This window comes from Flaviflexus sp. (genome assembly GCF_041440645.1).
In the GTDB taxonomy this organism is placed as follows: Bacteria; Actinomycetota; Actinomycetes; order Actinomycetales; family Actinomycetaceae; genus Flaviflexus.
The window spans coordinates 16501-36662 of sequence record NZ_JASDVN010000010.1; the positions used below are offsets into that span (position 1 = coordinate 16501).

18 protein-coding genes, 1 tRNA gene and 1 other RNA gene are annotated in these 20162 nt (G+C 60.2%); 5 read left to right on the forward strand and 15 right to left on the reverse strand.

Features of this window, described 5'->3' with window-relative positions; translation table 11 throughout:
• Positions 1 to 266: 266 nt before the first annotated feature.
• The 5 genes from QMB98_RS01310 to ffs all read right to left on the reverse strand — a co-directional run bounded on the left by QMB98_RS01310 (position 267) and on the right by ffs (position 6349).
• Positions 267 to 1307 carry an aspartate-semialdehyde dehydrogenase gene (locus QMB98_RS01310; RefSeq protein ID WP_371683827.1) on the reverse strand — a complete coding sequence of 347 codons (1041 nt, stop codon included), beginning with the start codon at positions 1305 to 1307 and terminating at the stop codon, positions 267 to 269.
• A complete protein-coding gene (locus QMB98_RS01315) occupies positions 1304 to 2566 on the reverse strand; it encodes an aspartate kinase (RefSeq protein ID WP_371683828.1) in 1263 nt (420 codons plus the stop codon). The genes QMB98_RS01310 and QMB98_RS01315 overlap by 4 nt, the downstream gene beginning before the upstream one ends.
• Positions 2567 to 2678: 112 nt before the next feature.
• Positions 2679 to 3314 (reverse strand): recombination mediator RecR, encoded by a 636-nt coding sequence (gene recR / locus QMB98_RS01320; RefSeq protein WP_371683829.1) that lies wholly within the window; start codon positions 3312 to 3314, stop codon positions 2679 to 2681.
• Positions 3314 to 6034 carry a DNA polymerase III subunit gamma and tau gene (locus QMB98_RS01325; RefSeq protein WP_371683830.1) on the reverse strand — a complete coding sequence of 907 codons (2721 nt, stop codon included), beginning with the start codon at positions 6032 to 6034 and terminating at the stop codon, positions 3314 to 3316. Before QMB98_RS01325 ends, recR begins: the two co-directional genes overlap by 1 nt.
• A gap of 219 nt (positions 6035 to 6253) precedes the next feature.
• Positions 6254 to 6349, reverse strand: an RNA gene (gene ffs, locus QMB98_RS01330) — signal recognition particle sRNA small type.
• Positions 6350 to 6462: 113 nt separating this feature from the next.
• On the opposite strand from ffs, the gene QMB98_RS01335 reads away from it, so the two are divergent.
• On the forward strand, positions 6463 to 7146 hold the full coding sequence (locus QMB98_RS01335) for an SDR family NAD(P)-dependent oxidoreductase (protein WP_371683831.1): 684 nt from the start codon (positions 6463 to 6465) through the stop codon (positions 7144 to 7146).
• A 265-nt stretch (positions 7147 to 7411) separates the two neighbouring features.
• On the opposite strand, the gene QMB98_RS01340 is transcribed toward QMB98_RS01335, so the two are convergent.
• From QMB98_RS01340 to QMB98_RS01375, 8 genes are all read right to left on the reverse strand, one after another.
• A complete protein-coding gene (locus QMB98_RS01340; protein ID WP_371683832.1) occupies positions 7412 to 8383 on the reverse strand; it encodes an ABC transporter substrate-binding protein in 972 nt (323 codons plus the stop codon).
• 21 nt (positions 8384 to 8404) lie between these two features.
• Positions 8405 to 9226, reverse strand: a complete 822-nt coding sequence (locus tag QMB98_RS01345; protein WP_371683833.1) for an ABC transporter ATP-binding protein — start codon at positions 9224 to 9226, stop codon at positions 8405 to 8407.
• Positions 9223 to 9990, reverse strand: a complete 768-nt coding sequence (locus QMB98_RS01350; protein ID WP_371683834.1) for an ABC transporter permease — start codon at positions 9988 to 9990, stop codon at positions 9223 to 9225. Before QMB98_RS01350 ends, QMB98_RS01345 begins: the two co-directional genes overlap by 4 nt.
• Positions 9987 to 10775 (reverse strand): ABC transporter permease, encoded by a 789-nt coding sequence (locus QMB98_RS01355; protein ID WP_371683835.1) that lies wholly within the window; start codon positions 10773 to 10775, stop codon positions 9987 to 9989. The genes QMB98_RS01350 and QMB98_RS01355 overlap by 4 nt, the downstream gene beginning before the upstream one ends.
• Positions 10772 to 12331, reverse strand: coding sequence for a class I adenylate-forming enzyme family protein (locus tag QMB98_RS01360; RefSeq protein WP_371683836.1), 1560 nt, complete (start codon positions 12329 to 12331; stop codon positions 10772 to 10774). The genes QMB98_RS01355 and QMB98_RS01360 overlap by 4 nt, the downstream gene beginning before the upstream one ends.
• On the reverse strand, positions 12318 to 12761 hold the full coding sequence (locus QMB98_RS01365; RefSeq protein ID WP_371683837.1) for a PaaI family thioesterase: 444 nt from the start codon (positions 12759 to 12761) through the stop codon (positions 12318 to 12320). Before QMB98_RS01365 ends, QMB98_RS01360 begins: the two co-directional genes overlap by 14 nt.
• Positions 12758 to 13804: a zinc-binding dehydrogenase gene (locus QMB98_RS01370; RefSeq protein WP_371683838.1), complete on the reverse strand. Its 1047-nt coding sequence runs from the start codon at positions 13802 to 13804 to the stop codon at positions 12758 to 12760. The genes QMB98_RS01365 and QMB98_RS01370 overlap by 4 nt, the downstream gene beginning before the upstream one ends.
• Before the next feature lie 124 nt (positions 13805 to 13928).
• Positions 13929 to 14606: a VOC family protein gene (locus tag QMB98_RS01375; RefSeq protein WP_371683839.1), complete on the reverse strand. Its 678-nt coding sequence runs from the start codon at positions 14604 to 14606 to the stop codon at positions 13929 to 13931.
• Between the two features lie 294 nt (positions 14607 to 14900).
• On the opposite strand from QMB98_RS01375, the gene QMB98_RS01380 reads away from it, so the two are divergent.
• Positions 14901 to 14985: transfer RNA gene (locus QMB98_RS01380), tRNA-Ser, on the forward strand.
• Between the two features lie 218 nt (positions 14986 to 15203).
• On the opposite strand, the gene QMB98_RS01385 is transcribed toward QMB98_RS01380, so the two are convergent.
• Positions 15204 to 15452, reverse strand: a complete 249-nt coding sequence (locus tag QMB98_RS01385) for a hypothetical protein (RefSeq protein WP_371683840.1) — start codon at positions 15450 to 15452, stop codon at positions 15204 to 15206.
• 693 nt (positions 15453 to 16145) lie between these two features.
• Between QMB98_RS01385 and QMB98_RS01390 the strand changes: the two genes are divergently transcribed.
• Together QMB98_RS01390 and QMB98_RS01395 are read left to right on the forward strand one after the other, a co-directional pair.
• Positions 16146 to 17561 (forward strand): DEAD/DEAH box helicase, encoded by a 1416-nt coding sequence (locus QMB98_RS01390; protein WP_371683841.1) that lies wholly within the window; start codon positions 16146 to 16148, stop codon positions 17559 to 17561.
• 127 nt (positions 17562 to 17688) lie between these two features.
• Entirely contained in the window at positions 17689 to 18165 is a 477-nt protein-coding gene (locus QMB98_RS01395) for an FABP family protein (RefSeq protein ID WP_371683842.1), read from the forward strand.
• Between the two features lie 142 nt (positions 18166 to 18307).
• On the opposite strand, the gene QMB98_RS01400 is transcribed toward QMB98_RS01395, so the two are convergent.
• Entirely contained in the window at positions 18308 to 19231 is a 924-nt protein-coding gene (locus tag QMB98_RS01400; RefSeq protein WP_371683843.1) for a hypothetical protein, read from the reverse strand.
• A 166-nt stretch (positions 19232 to 19397) separates the two neighbouring features.
• Here QMB98_RS01400 and QMB98_RS01405 point away from each other — a divergent pair, with 166 nt between their 5' ends.
• Complete coding sequence (locus QMB98_RS01405; RefSeq protein WP_371683844.1) at positions 19398 to 19976, forward strand: LytR C-terminal domain-containing protein; 579 nt, start codon at positions 19398 to 19400, stop codon at positions 19974 to 19976.
• Positions 19977 to 20162 lie beyond the last annotated feature (186 nt).

The following is a 20162-nucleotide window of genomic DNA, read 5'->3' on the forward strand; positions in this document are numbered from 1 at the left end:
CATGAGGCTTGTTGCCGAAGCAGCACCTAGCTTCATCTAGACCCGCTTAGCGACCGTGCGGGACGCTCCGGCAAGACCACACATGCCAGGAAAAGCGCGGCAATCGCCCAAGAAGGGACTACGGCGAATGCGCCCGTCACTGGCCACTCCTTCATTCTGCGCGGCCAGTGGCGCCATCACAAGGGCGTCGAATGTGGGGAAAAGCTAAGTGGGCGTGACACCGTCACGCCCACCTTTGATTAATTCCTCGTGCTTTTCGGCTTGAACTAGCTCAGTTCCTCGATGAGGAGTTCTGCGATCTGCACAGCGTTGAGCGCAGCTCCCTTGCGGAGGTTGTCAGCCACGACGAACATGGCGAGACCCTTGCCGCCGGGGACGGACTGGTCCTGGCGGATGCGACCCACGTAGGAGGGATCCTTGCCTGCTGCTTCGAGCGGGTTCGGAACATCAACGACCTCGACGCCGGGAGCGCCCTCGAGAAGTTCCTTTGCCTTCTGCACGTCGATGGCAGAGTCGAACTCGGCGTTGATGGCGAGGCCGTGGCCGGAGTAGACCGGGACGCGGACGCAGGTGCCGGACACTGCGAGCTCGGGAATGTCGAGAATCTTGCGGGACTCGTTGCGGAGCTTCTGCTCCTCATCGGTCTCGAAACTACCGTCGTCAACGAGGTTGCCGGCGAAGGCGACAACGTTGAACGCGATGGGAGCGACGTAGGTGTTGGGCTCTGGGAGCTCAACGGCGGAGCCATCGGTGACGAGCTGGGTGAGGTCCTGCTTGACACCAGCCTCGACCTGGCCGGTGAGCTCGCGGACGCCGGCGAGGCCGGATCCGGAGACTGCCTGGTAGGAGGACACGATGAGGCGGGACAGGCCAGCCTGCTCGTGCAGGGGCTTCAGCACCGGCATGGCAGCCATGGTGGTGCAGTTCGGGTTCGCGATGATGCCCTTGGGACGGTTCGCGATGGCCTGGGGATTGACCTCGGACACAACGAGGGGAACCTCGGGGTCCTTACGCCATGCGGAGCTGTTGTCGACAACAACCGCACCCGCCTCAGCGAACTTGGGTGCGAACTCCTTCGAGGTAGAACCACCGGCGGAGAAGATGGCGATGTCGATGCCGGAAAGATCCGCGGTCGCAACATCCTCAACGACAATATTTTCGCCCTTGAAGGGGAGCTCGGTGCCTGCGGAACGAGCAGAAGCGAAGAAGCGAACCTTGTCGAACTTCGTGCCGCGCTGCTCCAGCAGGTCGCGCATGACGCGGCCGACCTGGCCCGTTGCTCCAACAACTGCGAGTGTGATGCTCATCGTCCGGTACCTCCGTACACAACGGCCTGCGTATCCTCAGCATCAAGGCCGAAGGCCGTGTGCACTGCGCGGACCGCTTCATCTAGCTGGTCAATCTGTACAACGACGGAGATACGAATCTCGGACGTTGAAATCATTTCAATGTTGATTCCGGCCTGGGCGAGAGCGCCGAAAAGTCGGGCGGAAACACCCGGGTGGGAACGCATGCCCGCACCGATGAGGGAAAGCTTGCCAACCTTCTCCTTGTAAGTGATCTCGCGGTACTGCAGGTCGTCCTTCATGGCCTCGAGCGCTGCGAGGGCAACCTCGGCACTGTCGCCGGGAAGGGTGAAGGAGATGTCGGTCTTGTCGGGCTCGGAAGCGGCCACGTTCTGCACGATCATGTCGATGTTCGCACCGACCTCAGCGACCTTACCGAAGACCGTGGCGGCCTTACCGGGCACATCGGGTACTCCAAGAACGGAAAGCTTCGACTGGGAACGGTCGTGGGCGATTCCGGTGATGATGGGGGATTCGAGATCCCGCTCGTCCTTGTTCATGATCCAGGTTCCTTCCAATTCGGAGAAAGAGGAGCGCACGTGGAGAGGCACGTTGTACTTACGAGCAAACTCCACTGCCCTCAGGTGCAGGATTTTTGCTCCCTGCCCAGCGAGTTCAAGCGTTTCTTCATAGTCGAGTGACTGAATGCGGTGCGCGGAGGGCACGATGCGGGGGTCGGCCGAGAACAGGCCATCCACATCCGTGTAGATCTCGCACACGTCGGCGTTCATGGCTGCCGCGAGCGCAACAGCGGTCGTGTCGGAGCCGCCGCGTCCCAGGGTGGTGACGTCGTTCAGTTCGTTGACGCCCTGGAAGCCGGCGATGATCGCAACGGATCCGTCCTTGACGTCGCGTGCGATGCGTTCGGGGACGATGCCGACGATGGAGGCCTTGCCGTACTGGTTGTCGGTACGCAGGCCCGCCTGCTGTCCCGTGTAGGCGTGTGCCGTGACCCCAAGTTCCGTGACAGCAATGGCGAGGAGCGACATCGAAATGCGCTCACCGGCTGTGAGGAGAATATCCATTTCGCGAGCGGGAGGTTTGTTGCTGATGCTCGCAGCAAGATCGAGAAGTTCGTCCGTCGTGTCACCCATGGCGGAGACGACAACGACCACGTCGTTGCCCGCCTTCTTGGTGTCAACAATGCGCTGCGCGACGCGCTTGAGCGCGTCAGCATCGGAAACGGACGATCCGCCGTACTTTTGGACTACTAGGCTCACTGTGTCAACTCCGTAGGTTGGGTGCATTCCATTCTTGATTACTTTGGGATTCCCCCATATGAGCCATCCAACAATTCTCACGTTGTGGATGGTGATAAGCGCAATATTACGGCTAATTCCCGGTAGTTTCGTTCGCGGAGGTCCTATGCACCATGGTGCGACCTTCGAACGCTCGGGAGAGCGTGATCTCGTCAGCGTACTCGAGGTCACCGCCCACCGGTAGGCCCGATGCCAGCCTCGACACGTTCACTCCCAGGGGAGCAAGCGACCGGATGAGGAAGGAGGCCGTGGCCTCTCCCTCGATGTTCGGGTCGGTTGCGATGATGACTTCCTGCACGGCACCATCCGCCAGTCTCGTGAACAGCTGCCTAATGCGGAGGTCCTCTGGACCCACTCCCTCGATTGGGTTAATGGTGCCGCCCAGCACGTGGTACTTGCCGCGGAACTCGCGAGTGCGTTCGATCGCAACAATGTCCTTGGGTTCTTCAACTACGCAGATGACAGAGTCGACTCGCCTCGTGTCGGAACAGATCTTGCAGATGTCCTGCTCCGTGACGTTGCCGCAGATGTCGCAGAACTTCACCTTCGACTTCACGGCGCTCATGGCGTCGATGAGTGCCTGAACGTCGGTCTCGTCCGCTGAGAGGATGTGGAAGGCGATGCGCTGCGCTCCCTTGGGACCGATGCCGGGGAGCCGGCCAAGTTCATCAATGAGGTCCTGAACAGCACCGTCGTAAACGCCAGCCACTAGGCTTCCTCCTCAATTTCTTCAATTACTTGCCCGCCAAAGGTATCAAGCACGACCTGCAAACCAACGCCCTGAGTGTCGATCGCCAATGGATCATCATCGGAAATGAGTTCGTCGACGTTCTCTTCTTCGACTTCCTCCTCAACGGGAGCAAGCCTCCGATTGGCGGTGAGTCGATCCAAGGACTCTACCGCACCGCGAGAGTGCACAGGACCACCCGTCGTGGGAGCCTGACGTGGCGGCGGCGCCGGGAACTTCGGCATTGCGGCGGGCGGGGGCGCAGGAAAGTCCTCACGAACAATGTCCGGAAGATCCGCAGGCAACCCCCCATACGCATCCTCGTGCATGTCCCCGTACTCGTCATCAGCCGGAGGCGTGGGTTCACCATAGGGGAAGTTGCTCGAGGGAACACGATTCGATCCGCTCGACATTGCTCCACCGACAGAGGATGACCCAGCAGAGGATCCACGTGCGGGTGCTCCCACGTAGCTCGAGCCCCCAGCATCCACCGGGCTTGGTGCACTCGCCCTGCCCGCGGCTGATCGTGCGCTCGCGCGCTCAATGGCTGACTGGTAGGAACCACCACCATGGGATCGGTTGGTACCCGGTACCGACACTGCACTACCCGCAGCCGATGATCCATGCGGAGCATCGGGCCTCACGGCACGGTCGGACTGCTGAGCCTGGGCTATCTGCGCAGTTGGACCTGATGGTGCCGATTGGTTCGACGGTACCGACTGATCTGGCGACGGAGAAGGAGCAGACTGCTCAGCAGGTGAGCTGTCGCTCCTGGCCGAGTCTCCGCTCGTTTCTTCTGCATCAGCATTCCCACCATCAAGACCATAGTTGTCCCTGGAACGTATCGAGGCGGGAGAAGCTGATGCTACTTGCCGGTCACCCTCCGCATCGTCAGCGGATTCCCGAACCGATGCCTTCCGAGCACCGAGAACACCAACGATGACCTCGAGGTGTTCACCGAGGAGCTCACTGAAGACTGTTTGAAGTCCACCAGATCGCCCCTCATCCACGAACTGGTTCGCGATGTCTTCCGTGGGGAAATCGAAGTGAAGGTCACCGGCCAGAACCTTGGTCGCACCCTTGTTGTCGCGGATAAACGGGGAGGTACCGGCCGGCACTCTCCTGTCCGCCATGGCACCCTTCCACAGGCCACGGATCGTGTTGAGCTTCGCCTCGTCCGCGGGGCTGGGAGTGAGTTCCTCCGGAGCGGGCTGGGTGGCAACTGGGGCTGCTGGTGCAGTTTGAGCGGGAGCCTGAGGAGCCGAAGCCTCGGGAGCAGATACCGACGGGGACGAAGAAGCAGGAGCCGAGGAAGCAGGTGCAGCATCCGCCGACTGTGCCGGCTCCGAGGTGGTTGCTGTCGGCTCCGGAACGAGTCTGCCTGGCTTGTTCGGAGGTGTCGCGGGTGCAATGCTTGCGGGCGGAACAACGGGAGTTGAAGGTGCCTGAGCGGCGGATGGGGTTGCCTGTGTCTGAGCAGCAGGAGCTGCCGAGGAGTCCTTCGGAGTTTCCTTCTGGGTGCCCTTCTTGAAGTTACGGGCAGCGGCCCTGGCGTCGGCCGCGCCCGCGGTGCCACCACCGGAAACCGTTTGTTGGACGGTGGCGGATGCGAGGAGGAGGCGGGCGCACAGAAGCTCAAGTTGGAGTCTGGGCGAGGTTGCCCCCACCATGTCCGACAGTGCGGTGTTCGTGAGGTCGGCGCTCTTGGAGGCGCGGCTAGCTCCCAGTCGTGCGGCCTGGTCCTTCATGCGACCCAACTGGTCCTCGGGAACCGTGCCGAGAACTGACCGTGCTTCGTCACCCGCGAGCGCGAGCACCACAAGATCACGCAGGCGCTCGAGAAGGTCCTCAACGAAACGGCGGGGGTCGAGACCGGATTCGACAACGTTGCCGACGGCCTCGAAGAGTGCTCCACCATCGCTGTCCGCGATCGCATCGACTGTGGCGTCGAGCAGTGCGCCATCGGTATAGCCAAGGAGGGAGATGGCGGTCTGGTAGGACACGGTGTCGTTCCCGGCGCCGCCGATGAGCTGATCGAGGACGGAGAGACTGTCACGGACGGAGCCGGTGCCTGCGCGCACGACAAGGGGAAGGACACCGTCTTCAACGGTGACGTTCTCTTGGCGGCACAGGCCCGCCATGTACTCCTCGAGGACCCCGGGAGGTACGAGACGGAACGGGTAGTGGTGGGTACGGGACCTAATGGTTCCAATGACCTTCTCGGGCTCAGTTGTCGCGAAGATGAACTTCACGTGCGGCGGGGGCTCTTCTACGAGCTTGAGCAGGGCATTGAAGCCCTGTGGTGAGACCATGTGGGCCTCGTCAATGATGAAGACCTTGTAGCGGTCACGGACGGGAGCGAAGCCCGCTCGTTCCCGGAGGTCGCGAGCATCCTCGACACCACCGTGCGACGCCGCGTCCATCTCCACCACATCGAGGGAACCCGATCCGTCGCGTGACAGTTCAACGCACGAATCGCAGGTGCCGCAGGGAGTTGCTGTCGGTCCATTGGCGCAGTTGAGGCAACGGGCGAGGATGCGTGCGGAGGTGGTCTTGCCACAGCCGCGAGGGCCGGAGAACAGGTAGGCGTGGTTGGTACGATCGCCCTCAAGGGCAGCCATGAGCGGAACCGTCACGTGTTCCTGCCCGACAACTTCTTGGAAGGTTTCGGGCCGGTAACGTCGATACAGTGCAGTGCTCACGGGCCTAGTCTAGTTGCCCCGTGTGCCTTAATCGAACGCCCACGGCGAACCTTTGCTCACCTACCAGCACATCTCCATTGGCGACTGGACATTGCCTTCACATCAGGAGCGCAAGGCAGGCCCGGGCACTGTTATCTTCGAGAATAAACACCGCGCCTACCACCATCGTGCCTACGTGGGTCAGTATCGACGCCCTCAGCGCATCAGACATCCGAGCATAGAAAAGACTCCCCACGCACCCGCTAGAGCCCATATTGCCTTGCTGCCTTCCGACCCTGGGGCGGTATACGAGATAACGTCACGTGGGGAGCCACGACTAGTCTAGCCCAAAAGTCTCCCGTCCCGTAAAACGAGGAACGCACTTTGTCGGGTGATCCTTGTCGTCTTTCAGGTTGGGCGGATCGGTTGCGGGCGAGATACTGGGAAGCATGAAGACTTTGTTTTTGACCGGGGCGGGGCGCGGTGTTGGCGCAGCTCTTGCCGACCTGCTCTCCCCCACCTGGAACCTCATCCTGCTGGCCCGCAGCGAGGGACGAGGTGCCAACCTGCAGTCCCGCTACCCGAACGCGCAGATCATCGTGGGTGACCTGGCGAACCCGGAGGAGGTAGCATGGGCCGTCGATGATGCGGATCTGTTTGGGGATGGTCTCGATGGTTTTGTTTCCTGCGCGGGTATCGAGGGAGCCATGCCGCTGGGAGACGTGACCGATTCGTTCTTGAGAGATGTCTACTCGGTCAATGTCCTCTCCCCCATCCTCCTCACCCGAACCCTCCTCCCCGCCCTCCGGCAGTCCCGAGGAACCTCGGTTCTCGTGGGATCAACTGCCGCGGATCTGACCTTCCCGGGTTGGCTCCCCTACTCCAGCAGCAAGGCCGCACTCGTCAAGGCCGCCTCAGTCCTGCGAGCGGAGGAACGCGGTATCCGTGTCAGCGTTGTGAACCCTGGCCGAATCGATACCGACATGCAGAGGGACATGGCCACAAAGCAGGACCGCGAGTTCGATCCCTCTACGGCGATGTCACCTCAGTCGGTTGCCTGGTCGATTGCGCAGGTACTTGAGGCGCCCGCCGATGTCGTGATCGACGAACTGACCATCACGCCGTTCAAGTAACCCACTCGCCGGGCAAGCAAGCCTTTCCCCGGGCAAGCAAGCCTCTCGCTCACTCGCTCAAGCACTGTGGTTGCGAGAGCCTCGCTCACAACCGCAACGTCACGAAGCTCGCAGCAAAGAAGTCACGAAGGTACAAAAAGGGACCTGCAAGAGAAATTGAGTTCTCCTGCAGGTCCCTTCCTTGGCTGAGTACCGGCTGAACCTAGCTAGCTGGCAAGCTCACGACCGCAAATCCTTGCTTGGTCTTGCTCTGTCTGACTCAAGCTCACTCGGTGGGCTCGATGACAAGCGAGGCGTAGTCGGGTTCCTCGGTGATGACGCCGTACTTGAGGGCGGCAGCACCGTAGATCTCGATCGACTCGGTGTCGAGACCGGACTCGAAGGTCGCGAAGGACACGCGGGAAGCGACATCCTCGGTCAGACCAATCTTGGAGACTGCGAGCTCGCGGAGCCTGTCGTGGTTTTCGTTAGCGAATTCGTTGGAGCGGCTCATGGCGCGCTGGAACGATGCAACAACCTCGGGGTTCTCCTCAGCGAAGTCAGCGGAGGTGATGTAGTAGCCGAGGGTGGAGTTCGGGAATGCTTCAGCGAAGTTCGCGAGCACGGGGCGGTAGCCGTTGTCCTCGGCGATGGTCTGGAAGGGCTCAACCATCCAGATCGCATCCACGTCACCACGCTCGAGAGCGGCCGACATGTCGGAGTAGTTCATCGGGATGTATTCGATACCGGAGGGATCGATGCCCTTGTTCTCGAGAGCCTCGGGGATCGTCACGTCACCCAGGTTCTTGGTGGAGTTCACGGCAATGGTCTTGCCGGCAAGATCCTCGGCGGACTGGATGTCGGAATCGGGCAGCACGAACACGTTCGAGGTGGATTCCTCGTCAACACCAGCAACACCGCAGCAGTTCGAAACGAAACGGATGTCGAGACCCTGGTCGATGGCGGCGAGGTCGGAGACCACGTTCGCGTAACCGATCGGGGATTCACCATTCACGACGGAGGGGATGATCGCGGAACCGGACTCGGCGATCTTCACCTCAACGTCCAGGCCCTCGTCCTCGAAAAAGCCTTCCTCAACGCCCAGGTACAGGGGCGTCGAGTCGAGGGTGGTGATGTGGTAAACCGTGAGCTTCGTCAGGCCGTCTTCGGACTCGTCGAGCCCATCATCCGATCCACAAGCAGCAAGTGCCAATGAACCCGAGAGGGCAAGGGCAGCAAATTTGCCAATTTTCTTCATGATTGTCTTTCTGTTCGGAAATCAGATGGTGTATTCGGGGGCTGTCCCCTTGGTGGGCACCACCAGATGACGGATGGTCCCAAAGATCTCGGCACGCAGTTCCGAGAACTCGGGCAGTGCCCTCGTCTCGAGCTGGTTACATTCCTTGGGGAGATTGATGTCGACGATGCGCTCGATCCGGCTCGGGGTCTTCGACAGTATCGCGACCCTATCGGAGAGGTAGACGGATTCGTCAACATCGTGGGTGACGAAGATGAACGTGGAGTTCATGTCTTCCTTCACCTTGAGCAGGAGATCCTCGAGGTCGTTGCGCGTTTGCGCATCGACCGACGCGAAGGGCTCGTCCAGGATCATGACCTGGGGACGGTAGGCGATGGCGCGCGCGATGGCGACGCGCTGCTGCATGCCACCCGACAGCTGCCACGGGTACCGGTCGCCAACTCCGGCGAGACCGACGCTTGCGAGACAGGACTCGACGCGTTCCTTGATCTCGGCCTTGTCGACCCCGTGTGCCCGGAGCGGGAGACCAATGTTCTTTGCCACGTTCATCCACGGGTACAGGGAACGGGAGTAGTCCTGGAACACGAGGGCGATCTCGCGGGGCGGGCCGTCGATAGCCTTTCCGTCCAGTAGCACCTGTCCTTCGGTGGCGGGCAGTAGGCCGGAGATGATCCGCAGGAGCGTGGTCTTGCCGGCACCGGAAGGCCCAACGATCGTGAGGAACTCGCGATCGAACACCTCGAGGTTGATGTCTTTCAGCACCTCCGTGCCGGTGTCAGTACGCTTCCGCGGCGGGTACGTCTTGTGCACTCCATCGACGTGGAGCCTCACGTTCTTCGTCATATGCGGTCCCTTCCGTGCAGGCCACGATCCCAGGCGAGGAACCTGTTCTCGATGGTGGAGAAGATGGTGGTGAGGATGACTCCGAGAAGTCCGAGAATGATGATGACGCTCCAGACAGCCGTCTGATCGAAGGAGTTCTGGGCGGTAATGAGGTAGGCACCGACACCCTCTCGCGACCCCCTCATCTCGCTCGTGACTGCCACGATCAAGGAGAGCGGGATGGAGATGGTGATGCCGGCGACGGCGCGGGGCATGGTGGCCGGGATGATGACTCGCCACTGCTTGGACCAACCCGTGATCCCAAAGCTACGTGCCGTGTCGTGCGATTCCCTCGGGATTCCACGCACGCCGTCAATGACGTTGAGCAGGACCGGGAACATCGTGCCCAGCGTGATGAGGAAGATCTTCATCTGGTCACCCAGGCCGAAGATCGCGATCGCCATGGGCAGGAGGGCCGTAGCCGGGATCGCACGCACGAACTCCAGGGTCGGCGTCAGGCCGTAGTTGACAAACGGGATCTGGCCAATGACCAAGCCAAGCACGATGCCTACGACAATGCCGAGACCGAGTCCGATGGCCAGGTTCGAGAGCGTGGAGAAGAGATTCGCCTGACCCTCACCCACGATCCAGTAGGACCAGATCGACTCAAGAACGTCCGGTGCGGGCGGGTAGAAGATCTCACCAGAGTTGGAGGAGGTCACCCACCACAGGACGATAGCGAGAGCTGCGCCGAGGACGGAGAGGGCAAAAAGTCTCAGTCTCATGCTGTCACCTCCCGGTAGGACTCGTGCCAGTTCAGGAGCCGCTTCTGCAGGGCAATCAGGAGCACGTTGAGTCCAAAGCCCACGAGACCGATGACGACGATGTAGGAATACATGACGGGCAGGTTACCTGCGGAACCGGTCTGACCCAGCGACTGTCCGAGCCCCTCCATGCCGACCAGCAACTCCGCGGTGATGCAGAAGATGAGGGCGGTGTTGGAGGCGATACGGATGCCGGTGAGGAGCTGGGGCAGCATCGACGGGATGATGAGGAAGCGGAGCCTGGCCCAGAACCCGAACGAGTACGCGGCAGCCGTATCCCGCGCCACCGGATCGACAGTCTTGACCGCGGAGATTGCCGCCATCAGCATCTGGAACACGGCCGCGTATCCTGCTAGGAACACTTCCGTTGGCTTGCCAGAACCGATGGCCATGATGGCCAGCGGGATCATGGCGATCGACGGGATCGGCTTGAGGAACTCAATGAGCGGCCTGAAGAAAGCCGAAATGTACCGGGACGAGCCAATGATGAGGCCAGCGGTCGTGCCAAGGAGAATGGCGATGAGGAGGGCCTGACCCCACGCGTAGAGCGTCTGCCCAATCGCCTGCCAGAGCGTCGATCCAAAGATCATGGATCCGAGCTGGACAATGATCTGGCTCGGGGATGCCGCAAAGCGCCTCGGGAGGATATCCGTCTGCGCCAACACCTCCCAGACGGCGATGAGGAACAGAGCGGTGACGATAGGTAACCCTATTCGCACCGACCTGCGCCGATAATCCAACTTCACTTGGCCTCCCCGATCAACTCGGCTGCTTCCCTTGCCAGGACATTCTTGTCGACCTTGTTCGTTCCCGAAAGAGGAAGCGACTCGATGAAGAGCACCCTGCGCGGGTGAGCGTAGGGCTCCATGCGTCCCAGCACCCAGTCCTTGAGCTCCTGCTCCGAAACCTGGGAACCGGGCTGGCGAACAACGAAGGCCACGGGTTTTGCACCCTTGAGCTTGTCAGCCACCGGAACAACGGCAGCTTCCTTAACCTCGGGGTTCTCGAGAAGCGTGGCCTCAACGGCTACCGGGTGGACGTTCTCGCCACCGGAAGTGAACATGTCATCCACCCTGCCGTTGAAGTAGTAGAAGCCCCCGGTGTCCCTGCGGAACAAGTCGCCAGTCACGTAGTAGCCTTCGGCATCGATCGGGCGAACCAGGTCGGGACGGTTGAGGTAGTCGATGAGTTCACCCGGTGCGCTGAGTGCCAAGTTGCCCACGACCTCAGTCTCGGGCTTAAGGTCACCACCCAGACCGTCCTGAACGATGACGTTGCCATTACCGTCGAGAAGGCGAACCTTCACGGCCCTGTGGGCCACACCCGTGGAGTTGATGGGAGATGGGATCCCATCGGGGTGGGGCGAGAAGGCGACGGGGCCAGTCTCGGTCGTGCCGTAGGAGATGGTCAGCTTCGAGTACGGGAAGACCGCCTCGATGTCAGAGATCAGCTCATCGGTCAGCGGTGCCGAACCAAAGAGCTGCTCCGTGACGGACGAGAAGTCGAGAGTATCGAGAAGCTCCCGTTCGCGAAGGGCAAGTGCCATCATCGGGGGCACACCTGTCAGCTTCGTGACCTTGTGGTCCGCGATCGCGTGGAGGAAGCCCTTCGAGTCGAAGGCGGGTTGCAAGACAACGCGGTCCCCGTGAAGGAACGCACCCTGAACCGTTGCCAATCCGTTCATGTGGTACAGCGGGGCGGACACCAGGATCGTGCGGTACTTGCCGTCGGAGGCCAGTTCTCCCTGCTCCATGATCCACACGTGCGAACCGTGGGAGCGCACAACTCCCTTGGGGCGTCCGGTGGATCCGGAGGTGTACAGCACCATCGCGGGATCATCGAGCGCCACAGTGGCTGGCGCAACATCCACATCCGGAAGATCGTTTATTTCCGAAAGCAGGTGCACCGGCAGCTCCGTGCCCGGAACCCGGTCCTCACGGTCGGTCAGAACGAGTTCCGATTCTGAGTTCTCCAGGACGTAGTCGAGAACGGAGGCCGGGAACTTGTGGCTGACCGGAACAGCGACGGCTCCGGCCCTCATGATTCCGTAGAAGGCCGCCAGCCACTCAATGGAGTTGAGTCCGATAATGGCGACGTGCTCTCCCTGCTTGATCCCTAACTGGTCAAGCCAGCCCTGGACAGCGCGGACCCTTCCAAGAAAGTCCCCGTAGGTGATCTCGCGAGAGTCCTCGCCGGTCTGGACGAGCGCGACAGTCTCAGGAGACGGCGCTGTGATCGCGTCTCCGATGTTGCCTGCCGCTAGCTTGTTGGCAATGTTGGTCGGCACATTACCTGCCGTCATCAACGACAACTCCTTCAATCTTGTTCGTGGCGGAGGCCGCGAATGTGCCGCGTGCGGTGGCCGCGACCTTCTGCCCCTCGTTCCACAGTGAAGCCTCAGCGAAGGCGACCGAACGACCCGGCTTGATGAGCTTGCCTGTCACGATGACCTTGCCGGGAACGAGCGGACGCAGGAAGCTCACGTTGAGGTCAATCGTGGGTGCGGTGCCCCCGAGAGACCCTACGAGCGAGAAGCAGGCAGCTAGATCGAGAAGGGAGGAGATGACTCCACCGTGGATGACCTCGCCGGCCTGGGAGTTGGTGAACTCCGACCTGCCCTCCACCTCGAAGGTGACGGAATCGTTCGTTAGTTCCGTGACCTTGGGGGCGAGCCACTCGTTGTAGGGGCCGCTTTCAAGGGCCTTCTGTACTGCATCAATCAACAGGCTCATGCTTCATCTCCCCAGGGAGCAACAATGACCTTGCCGGTCACTCCGCGGCCCTCGAGGCGAGCAAGAGCATCCACTGCCTCATCGAGGGTGTTGACCGAGTCGATGACCGGGTGGAAGTCCTCGGTTGCCACGAGGTTGACGAGAGCCTCAATGTCCTCGCGTCCGAAACCGTTCGAGCCCTGGACCTTCAGTTCGAAGGACCAGATGTAGCGAAGGTCTTCCTTCGGATCGAAGCCGGCTGTTGCACCGCACACGAGGATGGTGCCACCAAGCTTCGTGGACTTCAGGGTCGGGTGCCACGTGTCGCCACCGGTGTTGTTCACGACCACGTCGAAGCCGGTCTCGTAGGAACTACGGGAGGGCTTACCCACGTTCTCGCGGGTCCACTTGTCGATACCGATCTCGCGGTAGTTGAAGTACTCATCCGCACCGACCTTGAGGAGGGCCTCGCCCTTCTCCTTCGAGCCAACGGCGGCCACAACGTAGGCGCCGAGCTGCTTGGCGATGAGAACCGAAGCGGTACCAACACCACCGGAAGCACCGAGAACGAGAACCTTGTCGCCAGCCTTCACGGCGTTTTTACCGACGATCATGCGGTACGCGGTGCCGTAGGCGACGGGCAGGGCCGCCGCCTCGGTGAACGACACGTTGTCGGGCAGGGGAATGATCTGACCGGCCTCAACGAGGGAGTACTCTGCGAGACCGCCGTCGATGACTTCACCCTGGAGATCAAAGTTGGAGTTCAGGGGGTTGACCAGGACCCGGTCACCAACCGAGATGCCCTCCACGCCTTCGCCGATCTCGTCGACCACGCCGGCCACGTCGAGGCCGGGAGCCACCGGCATCGGAATCTTGATTCCGGGCATGCCGCGAACGGTGAAGATGTCGTGGTAGTTGAGCGATGTTGCCTTGACCTTGACGATGACCTTGCCGGGCTCGATGACCGGCTTCGGGTAATCCTCTTCAAGACGCAGGGTGTCGATCGCACCGTGTTCCCTTAGAACAACGGCTCTCATGGTTTCGGTTGTGGCCTGATCAGTCACGCTTTCTCCTGTCGTGATTTCGATGAATGCAGATGGGACTATATGTGAAGGTACGCGCATGCGCGCGGGTGCACGTTGCCGTGAGTGAGACAGGCAACCGTGTAACTATGGGACTGGAGTTAAGTTACAGGGTCCAGGTGCCTGCGGGGCCGCTCACGGCAATGGCAAGACAGGGCATGTCAGCCTGACACTGACAGTCGGAACAACACTCGTCAGCGGTACGCATCTCAACCCCGGTGCCGAGGGCAGCCAGGTAACCTCCGAGAGTCTCCGGATCATCCGTGTAAACAACAAACGACTCAAGCTCAGCGCGAGCCGTCGCCGAAAAAGCTGGGGACACCGAGTCCTGCCAGTCAATGAGGAACGGGATTGCACCGTTCATGCCGCCACCGAGCGGGGGCGTCAGACGCCACGTCAGCAGTTCACCATCGGGCTTGCGGCGCGAGGCGGGTTCAAGATCCCCCACGTCAACGCCGGCGTTGCGACCAGCTTCGACCGTTGCATCCGCATCCTCCGGGTGCAGAACGAAGGTCGACACCTTTGGCCCCGTCAATTCATCAAGCTCAAAGGGGCGTCCCTTTTCGGGTGCCGGAAGGTTCTCATCAATGCCGAGGAACTCGAGGTAGTGCCCATCCCCAAAAGTGAGTATATAGTTCCTGGTTCCCAGCTTCTCGTGAGAGCCACCCTTTTCCGGGCGGACACCGGTTGCCTTCTCGAACTCGACAACAACCGAATCAACGTCGGGTGCCGCAATAACAATGTGGTCGAGGAGCGGAGGTACTGCCGTCTTCTGTTCAGCCATCGCCCCTCCTTCCCGAGGTAGCTATCACCGGGTGATAGTTTCACAGTCAACAAATAGTCTGCTACGTCATTGTCACAAACCCAAACTGGCTTTGTATAGACGTCTCGAAATTCAATATGACGTCTCACATTTTTGCCGCCAACGCGTTCTCTTGGCAACCCCAAGTCAAAACAGAAGGACACCAGGCCCAACTCCGTGGCCCAATTTCATGGCGAACACTACATTCAAGAATTTCGCCCCAGATCAGGTTGTCGGATAGTATGAACGGGCATGTTGCGGCTTCGCGATGCGCAAGGAGGATTCGCCTAGTGGCCTATGGCGCTCGCTTGGAAAGCGGGTTGGGTGCAAGCCCTCGGGGGTTCGAATCCCCCATCCTCCGCAATAGCCCCTCTCGAGATTCTCGAGAGGGGCTTGTTTATGCCAGAGAGTGCCCATTTTCGTTGGCCCCACACGGAGGATCCTCCCCGTTCTCGACGACGTCCGCCTGACCAAAATCACGGCCGAGGACTGAGTGCAGCTTTGTGAACGTCTCCAGGGCGGGTTGTCGTTTGTCTCTTCCTAGAACACAGATCCGTACGCACTCTGCTTGTATTGGCGTCACGGTTTACGAAGGTTCCACCATGGGAATCCTGCAAAGATGAAGGGCGCGATGTGGCGCCCTTCCACCCGCTCCGACTCCCCAATGCTCGAGAACGACAACATCCAGCGCTTGATAAACGCCACGGAGGAGACGTTTCGGGCCGCGATGGCTCCTAGGGTCTGGTGACGGCTACGAATCAGTGCGTGACAGCCCGTCGTGCCGATATCGGGCTTAACCCATTCGAGTGTGATTCGAAAAGTGCTCATTCTTTTTCTCGATCGTTGCACGCAGGACCAACCCCTCTCTCAACAGGAATCCTCGTGACCGGCTCCGTACCATTGCATGCGGAAACGAAGGGAAGTATGAATCTCATCGGATTTGCCGCTGTGGCGGCCGGGATAGCAGCTGTGCTTCGCGCTAGCGCCGATCTCATCATTGCGAGGAAACGCGGGCGATAGAGCACGCTACTACCCCAAAACAAATGGAACTCACAAGGTTCCGCTCTTCTTTAAGGAATACTTCTTGATCGACACTTTCTGGTTCGTTCTCGGCGCTACCGCTCTCACGATGTGGTCGGCAACTGACAGTCCTTCGGTCATGATAGTCATAGCTGCGGCCCTCACGATCATCGCCGCCATCATCACCTTCTACGCAAGCTGGCTTGATAGCCGTTCTTCTGTCGACTCCAGTTCATCTGAAACTCCGAGCGAATAGTCGCTACTCAATCACAGTGTCAGATGGTCTGCTCTAGATTGGTTGATTCAGCGATCCTTGGAATGGTGACTCTCAACACCGTAGGAGCACGCGTGGCAGTGGCCTGGTAACGTGGATCCATCGGTCCGCTCAGTCTTACCCCGGGCCGCCGGCGCGCAGGTCAGTACAAATCCTGCATGACGCCCATTTGCTTAAACCCAGTGAAACCCCGGTGAGACAACTCCCGATTGGTTATCGACACATTTATGTCTTCTGATTTCTCACGCCTTGGCGTGCCTGGTTCCCTGGTCTCTGCTCTCAAGAACCACGGCATCACAACCCCCACTCCCATTCAGGAAGCAACCCTTCCCGATTCGCTGACCGGCCGTGACGTGCTTGGTCGTGGTCGCACCGGCTCCGGCAAGTCCTTCGCGTTCCTCATTCCGGTTGTGGCTCGCCTGCTCGAGTCGAACCGCCGCCGTCAGCCGAAGAAGCCTCGCGCTCTCCTTCTAGCTCCGACGCGCGAGCTTGCCCTCCAACTCCACGAAGCCCTCGTGGTCCTCGAGAAGGTCACCTCCCTGAAGTCCACGGTCGTGTTTGGGGGTGTGAACCAGAATCCGCAGGCACGCGCGTTGCAGGCTGGTGTGGACGTTCTCATCGCCTGCCCGGGCCGTCTCCTCGATCTCATGAGTCAGAAGCTCGTGGATCTCTCCGCCATTGAGGTCACCGTCATTGACGAGGCCGATCACATGGCCGACATGGGATTCCTCCCGAACGTGCGGAGGATCATGAGGGCCACCCCCGCCAAGGGACAGAGGCTTCTCTTCTCCGCGACCCTCGACTCCGGCATTGCCACACTCGTGAACGAGTTCCTGCACAAGCCCATCACTCACGAGGCCGATTCGGCACTCTCCCCCGTGTCCGCCATGGAGCACCACGTCCTTCGTGTACAGCCGGAGGAACGAATCGATGTCGTGGCATCCCTGGCTGCCGCCCCCGGCAGCACCATTATCTTTACGCGCACAAAATACGGCGCGAAGAAGCTGGCGAAGCAGCTCGTCAAGCTTGGCGTGCCCGCCGTGGACCTGCACGGAAACCTGTCCCAGAACGCACGAAACAGGAACATGGAAGCGTTCCACTCAGGAAGGGTCAGCACCCTCGTCGCAACGGATATTGCCGCTCGCGGCATCCACGTTGATGATGTGTCTCTCGTCGTTCACGCCGATCCGCCCGCCGAGCACAAGGCTTACCTGCACCGTTCCGGCAGGACCGCCCGCGCCGGTAAGGCCGGCACCGTCATCACGCTCGAGACTCCCGACCAGAGGAGTGACGTTCGCGCGCTCCTCAACAAGGCACGCATCAAGCCTGCCGTGACCAACGCTGATCCAAACCACCCGATCCTCAAGGAGCTTGTTCCCGGGGAACGTGTCTTCCTCAAGCCCGAGGAGGCCGCGGAGCTCGCGGGTGCTGCACCCAGGCAACCCGCTCCTGCAACTCCCAAGAAGGCCAGCACCAGCCAGCGCTCCTCCGCGCCCCGTGGCCGCAATGGTCAAAGCCGTAGTTCCGGCCAACGTTCCGATCAGCAGTCACGATCGGGTTCGAGGAACAGGTCGGGCTCGAGGAGCAGATCAGGTTCAAGGAATGGCTCGGGACGTTCGCGATCTCACGCAGGTACGCGATAGATCAGCAGTACCGTTTCGTCGCAATTGTCCTGAAGGCACTGGTTTGCCCTTGAGGATCAATGAATACTGACTGGTGTGGGCACGGAGTTTTGAACTCTGTGCCCACATTCTTCTCTACAGTTGAATCATGGAACTGCACGCAAACCTCGAAGTCGTCCGATCCCTGATCGGAGTGTGGCGAGGGGAAGGCACCGGCCACTATCCAACCATCACGTCCTTTGAGTTCACCGAAGAACTCACGTTCACGAACATCGGTAAGCCATTCCTCCATTACCAGCAACGCACGTGGTCGAAGGACGGCAAACCCATGCACACCGAGACCGGTTACCTCAGGGTCCCAAGCCCCGAGCAGGTGGAGTTCATACTTGCTCTCCCCACGGGTCAGACGGAGCTTGGCGAGGGCCCACTCGTTTCACACGACAGTGGATTCACCATCTCCCTCGAATCTCGGGTACAGAACTCCTCAACGGCGAAGCAGGTCGACATGACCACCCGCTCGTACGCGCTCGATGGAGACACCCTCAGAACTGAGTTTGGGATGATGGCGGTGGGGCAACCCCTGACCAACCACCTGCAGTCCTCACTGCATCGCGTCCAACAGTAGAACCAGTGCGAATCCAGGAGTAGAAACAGAGCGAAAGAGAAGAGCACTCCGAAGCGGAGTGCTCTGAACCTGCGATTGTGCCGGGACGGTGTTCCGGGAACCAGTACAGGACGTTGCGAATGAACTGCGCACGTCCCGTTGGTTACCTGTAGTTGGTCTGCCAGGCCGTGTTGTAGCTGGCGATCTTCCAGTCACCATCCACCATTTGCATCTCGTACGTGGTGACGAGTTCCGTTTCTTCGGTGAAGGTTCCATCAAAACCTTCAATGCCACTGACACGCGATTCGAACGTGACCTTTTGGGTGATGATGAGGTTCTCGCCGTTGTCCTGCAGCGACAGGATGTTGGCCTCGAGGTTCATGAACCTCGTCGTGGACTCGGGTATTCCACGGTCCCAGCCATTGTTCGTGTACAGCAGGGCAAGTGAGTCGTTCGTGTTCTCGGTGTCGAGAAGTGCCTGCGCTACGAGGTCGGGATTGACGAACAGGTCGGAGTGCTCATCCAGCCACTGCCTGGCGCCCTCTTCCGTGTAGTTGAAGGCAAGTTCGGAGGTGGCGAGTTCTTCTGAAGCAAAACGAGTCGAGAGAACAATCGCTTCGAGGGCCTCCTCATCTGTGACCTGAAGTTTGCTGTTCTCAACGAGGGTGGCGAACATGTCTGCGTTGTAGTCGTCCGGCATGACCAGCCGCTTGTGGGTCCTGTCCCCCACGGTGAACTCATCACCAATGAGGAAATCAGGGTTGGCGGGAGCGAGCTGAAGCCCGGCGCCACCGTGTTCACCGGCAGTATTCTCCTCGGAAGAATCACCCTGTTCGGTGGTCTCACCAGCGTCTTCAGTCGCTGTGGCTTCCGGGATTGCACCATCAACTGCGCTTCCGTTGCTACCAAGTGACTCTGACTCTTCAGGAGCATCGGCGGCTGGAGGGGCAGTGGCCTGGGTTTCCTGCTCGGAGGGTGCGCCTGTCTGCTCCATGGTCGTTTCAGACTCAGGAGCTCTTTCATCCGTCACAGATCCGCATCCGGCCAGGACAAGCACAGCGACGATCGCGACGTTTCTCAAACGCATGTTCACCTCCTTCGGCCTCACCTATTCTAAGAACTTTCCCACCGTCTCCCCGAATCCGCTTTGGGGAGTAGTATCCGGAAATTAGACAAAGCGGTGAATCGTGTTGCACATCCAAGAAAACCGTGTCCGGGAGCCACCTGCGGGTGGGGTGAGATAACGTTAGGGGGTGAACTCTCAACCTAGGAACAGCTACCAGCAGCGACTGCAGCAGCGACAGACCGTTATTTTCGGCAGCATCGGTGTTCTCCTCACGCTGCTCCTCGTGCTCGGATTGTTCTGGTTTACGAATGTCCTCCCGTTCCCCGCAAACAAGGAGTTCTCCGCCAAGACCGAGACCGAGGACAATGTTGTGCCCTGCCTCGTTGAGGGAACGACCTCCGTCGACCCCGCCTCGATCACCGTTCGCGTCTACAACGCCAGTGCTCGCACGGGCCTCGCCGGTAGTGTCGGCGGCAAGCTCTCCGAGTACGGAGTTGTGATCTCGGATGAGCTGAACTGGGGCGGATCGGCTCCCCAGGCTCCCGCCGTCATCTACTCCTCGCTCAACGCGCTGCCCCAGGCATACTCCCTGGCTCGAATGTTCCCCACCGCCACCGTGCTCCTTGATGGCACCACCGACACAGAGGTTCTCGACCTTGTTCTCGGCGAGGACTTCACCGAGCTACGCCCCGACGGTGAGCTTGCTGAGCTTCAGGCTGGCCAGGAACTCACCAACCCCGAGAACTGCGTCGTCGTCGACCGCTAACAATCTCGGTGCCGGCTATTCAGTGGGCTGATTGCTTTGCTACGTGCTGGGCACAAGGTCAAATGGCCGGGTGGTCGATCGGCCGCTCCGGATGAGGTGAACGAAAGATCAGTTCACTGGGGAGCTATCCAGGCTCTTCACGATCGAGGGTGTAGGTGGGGTTTGAATCCTCCGGCTTCGAGCAGA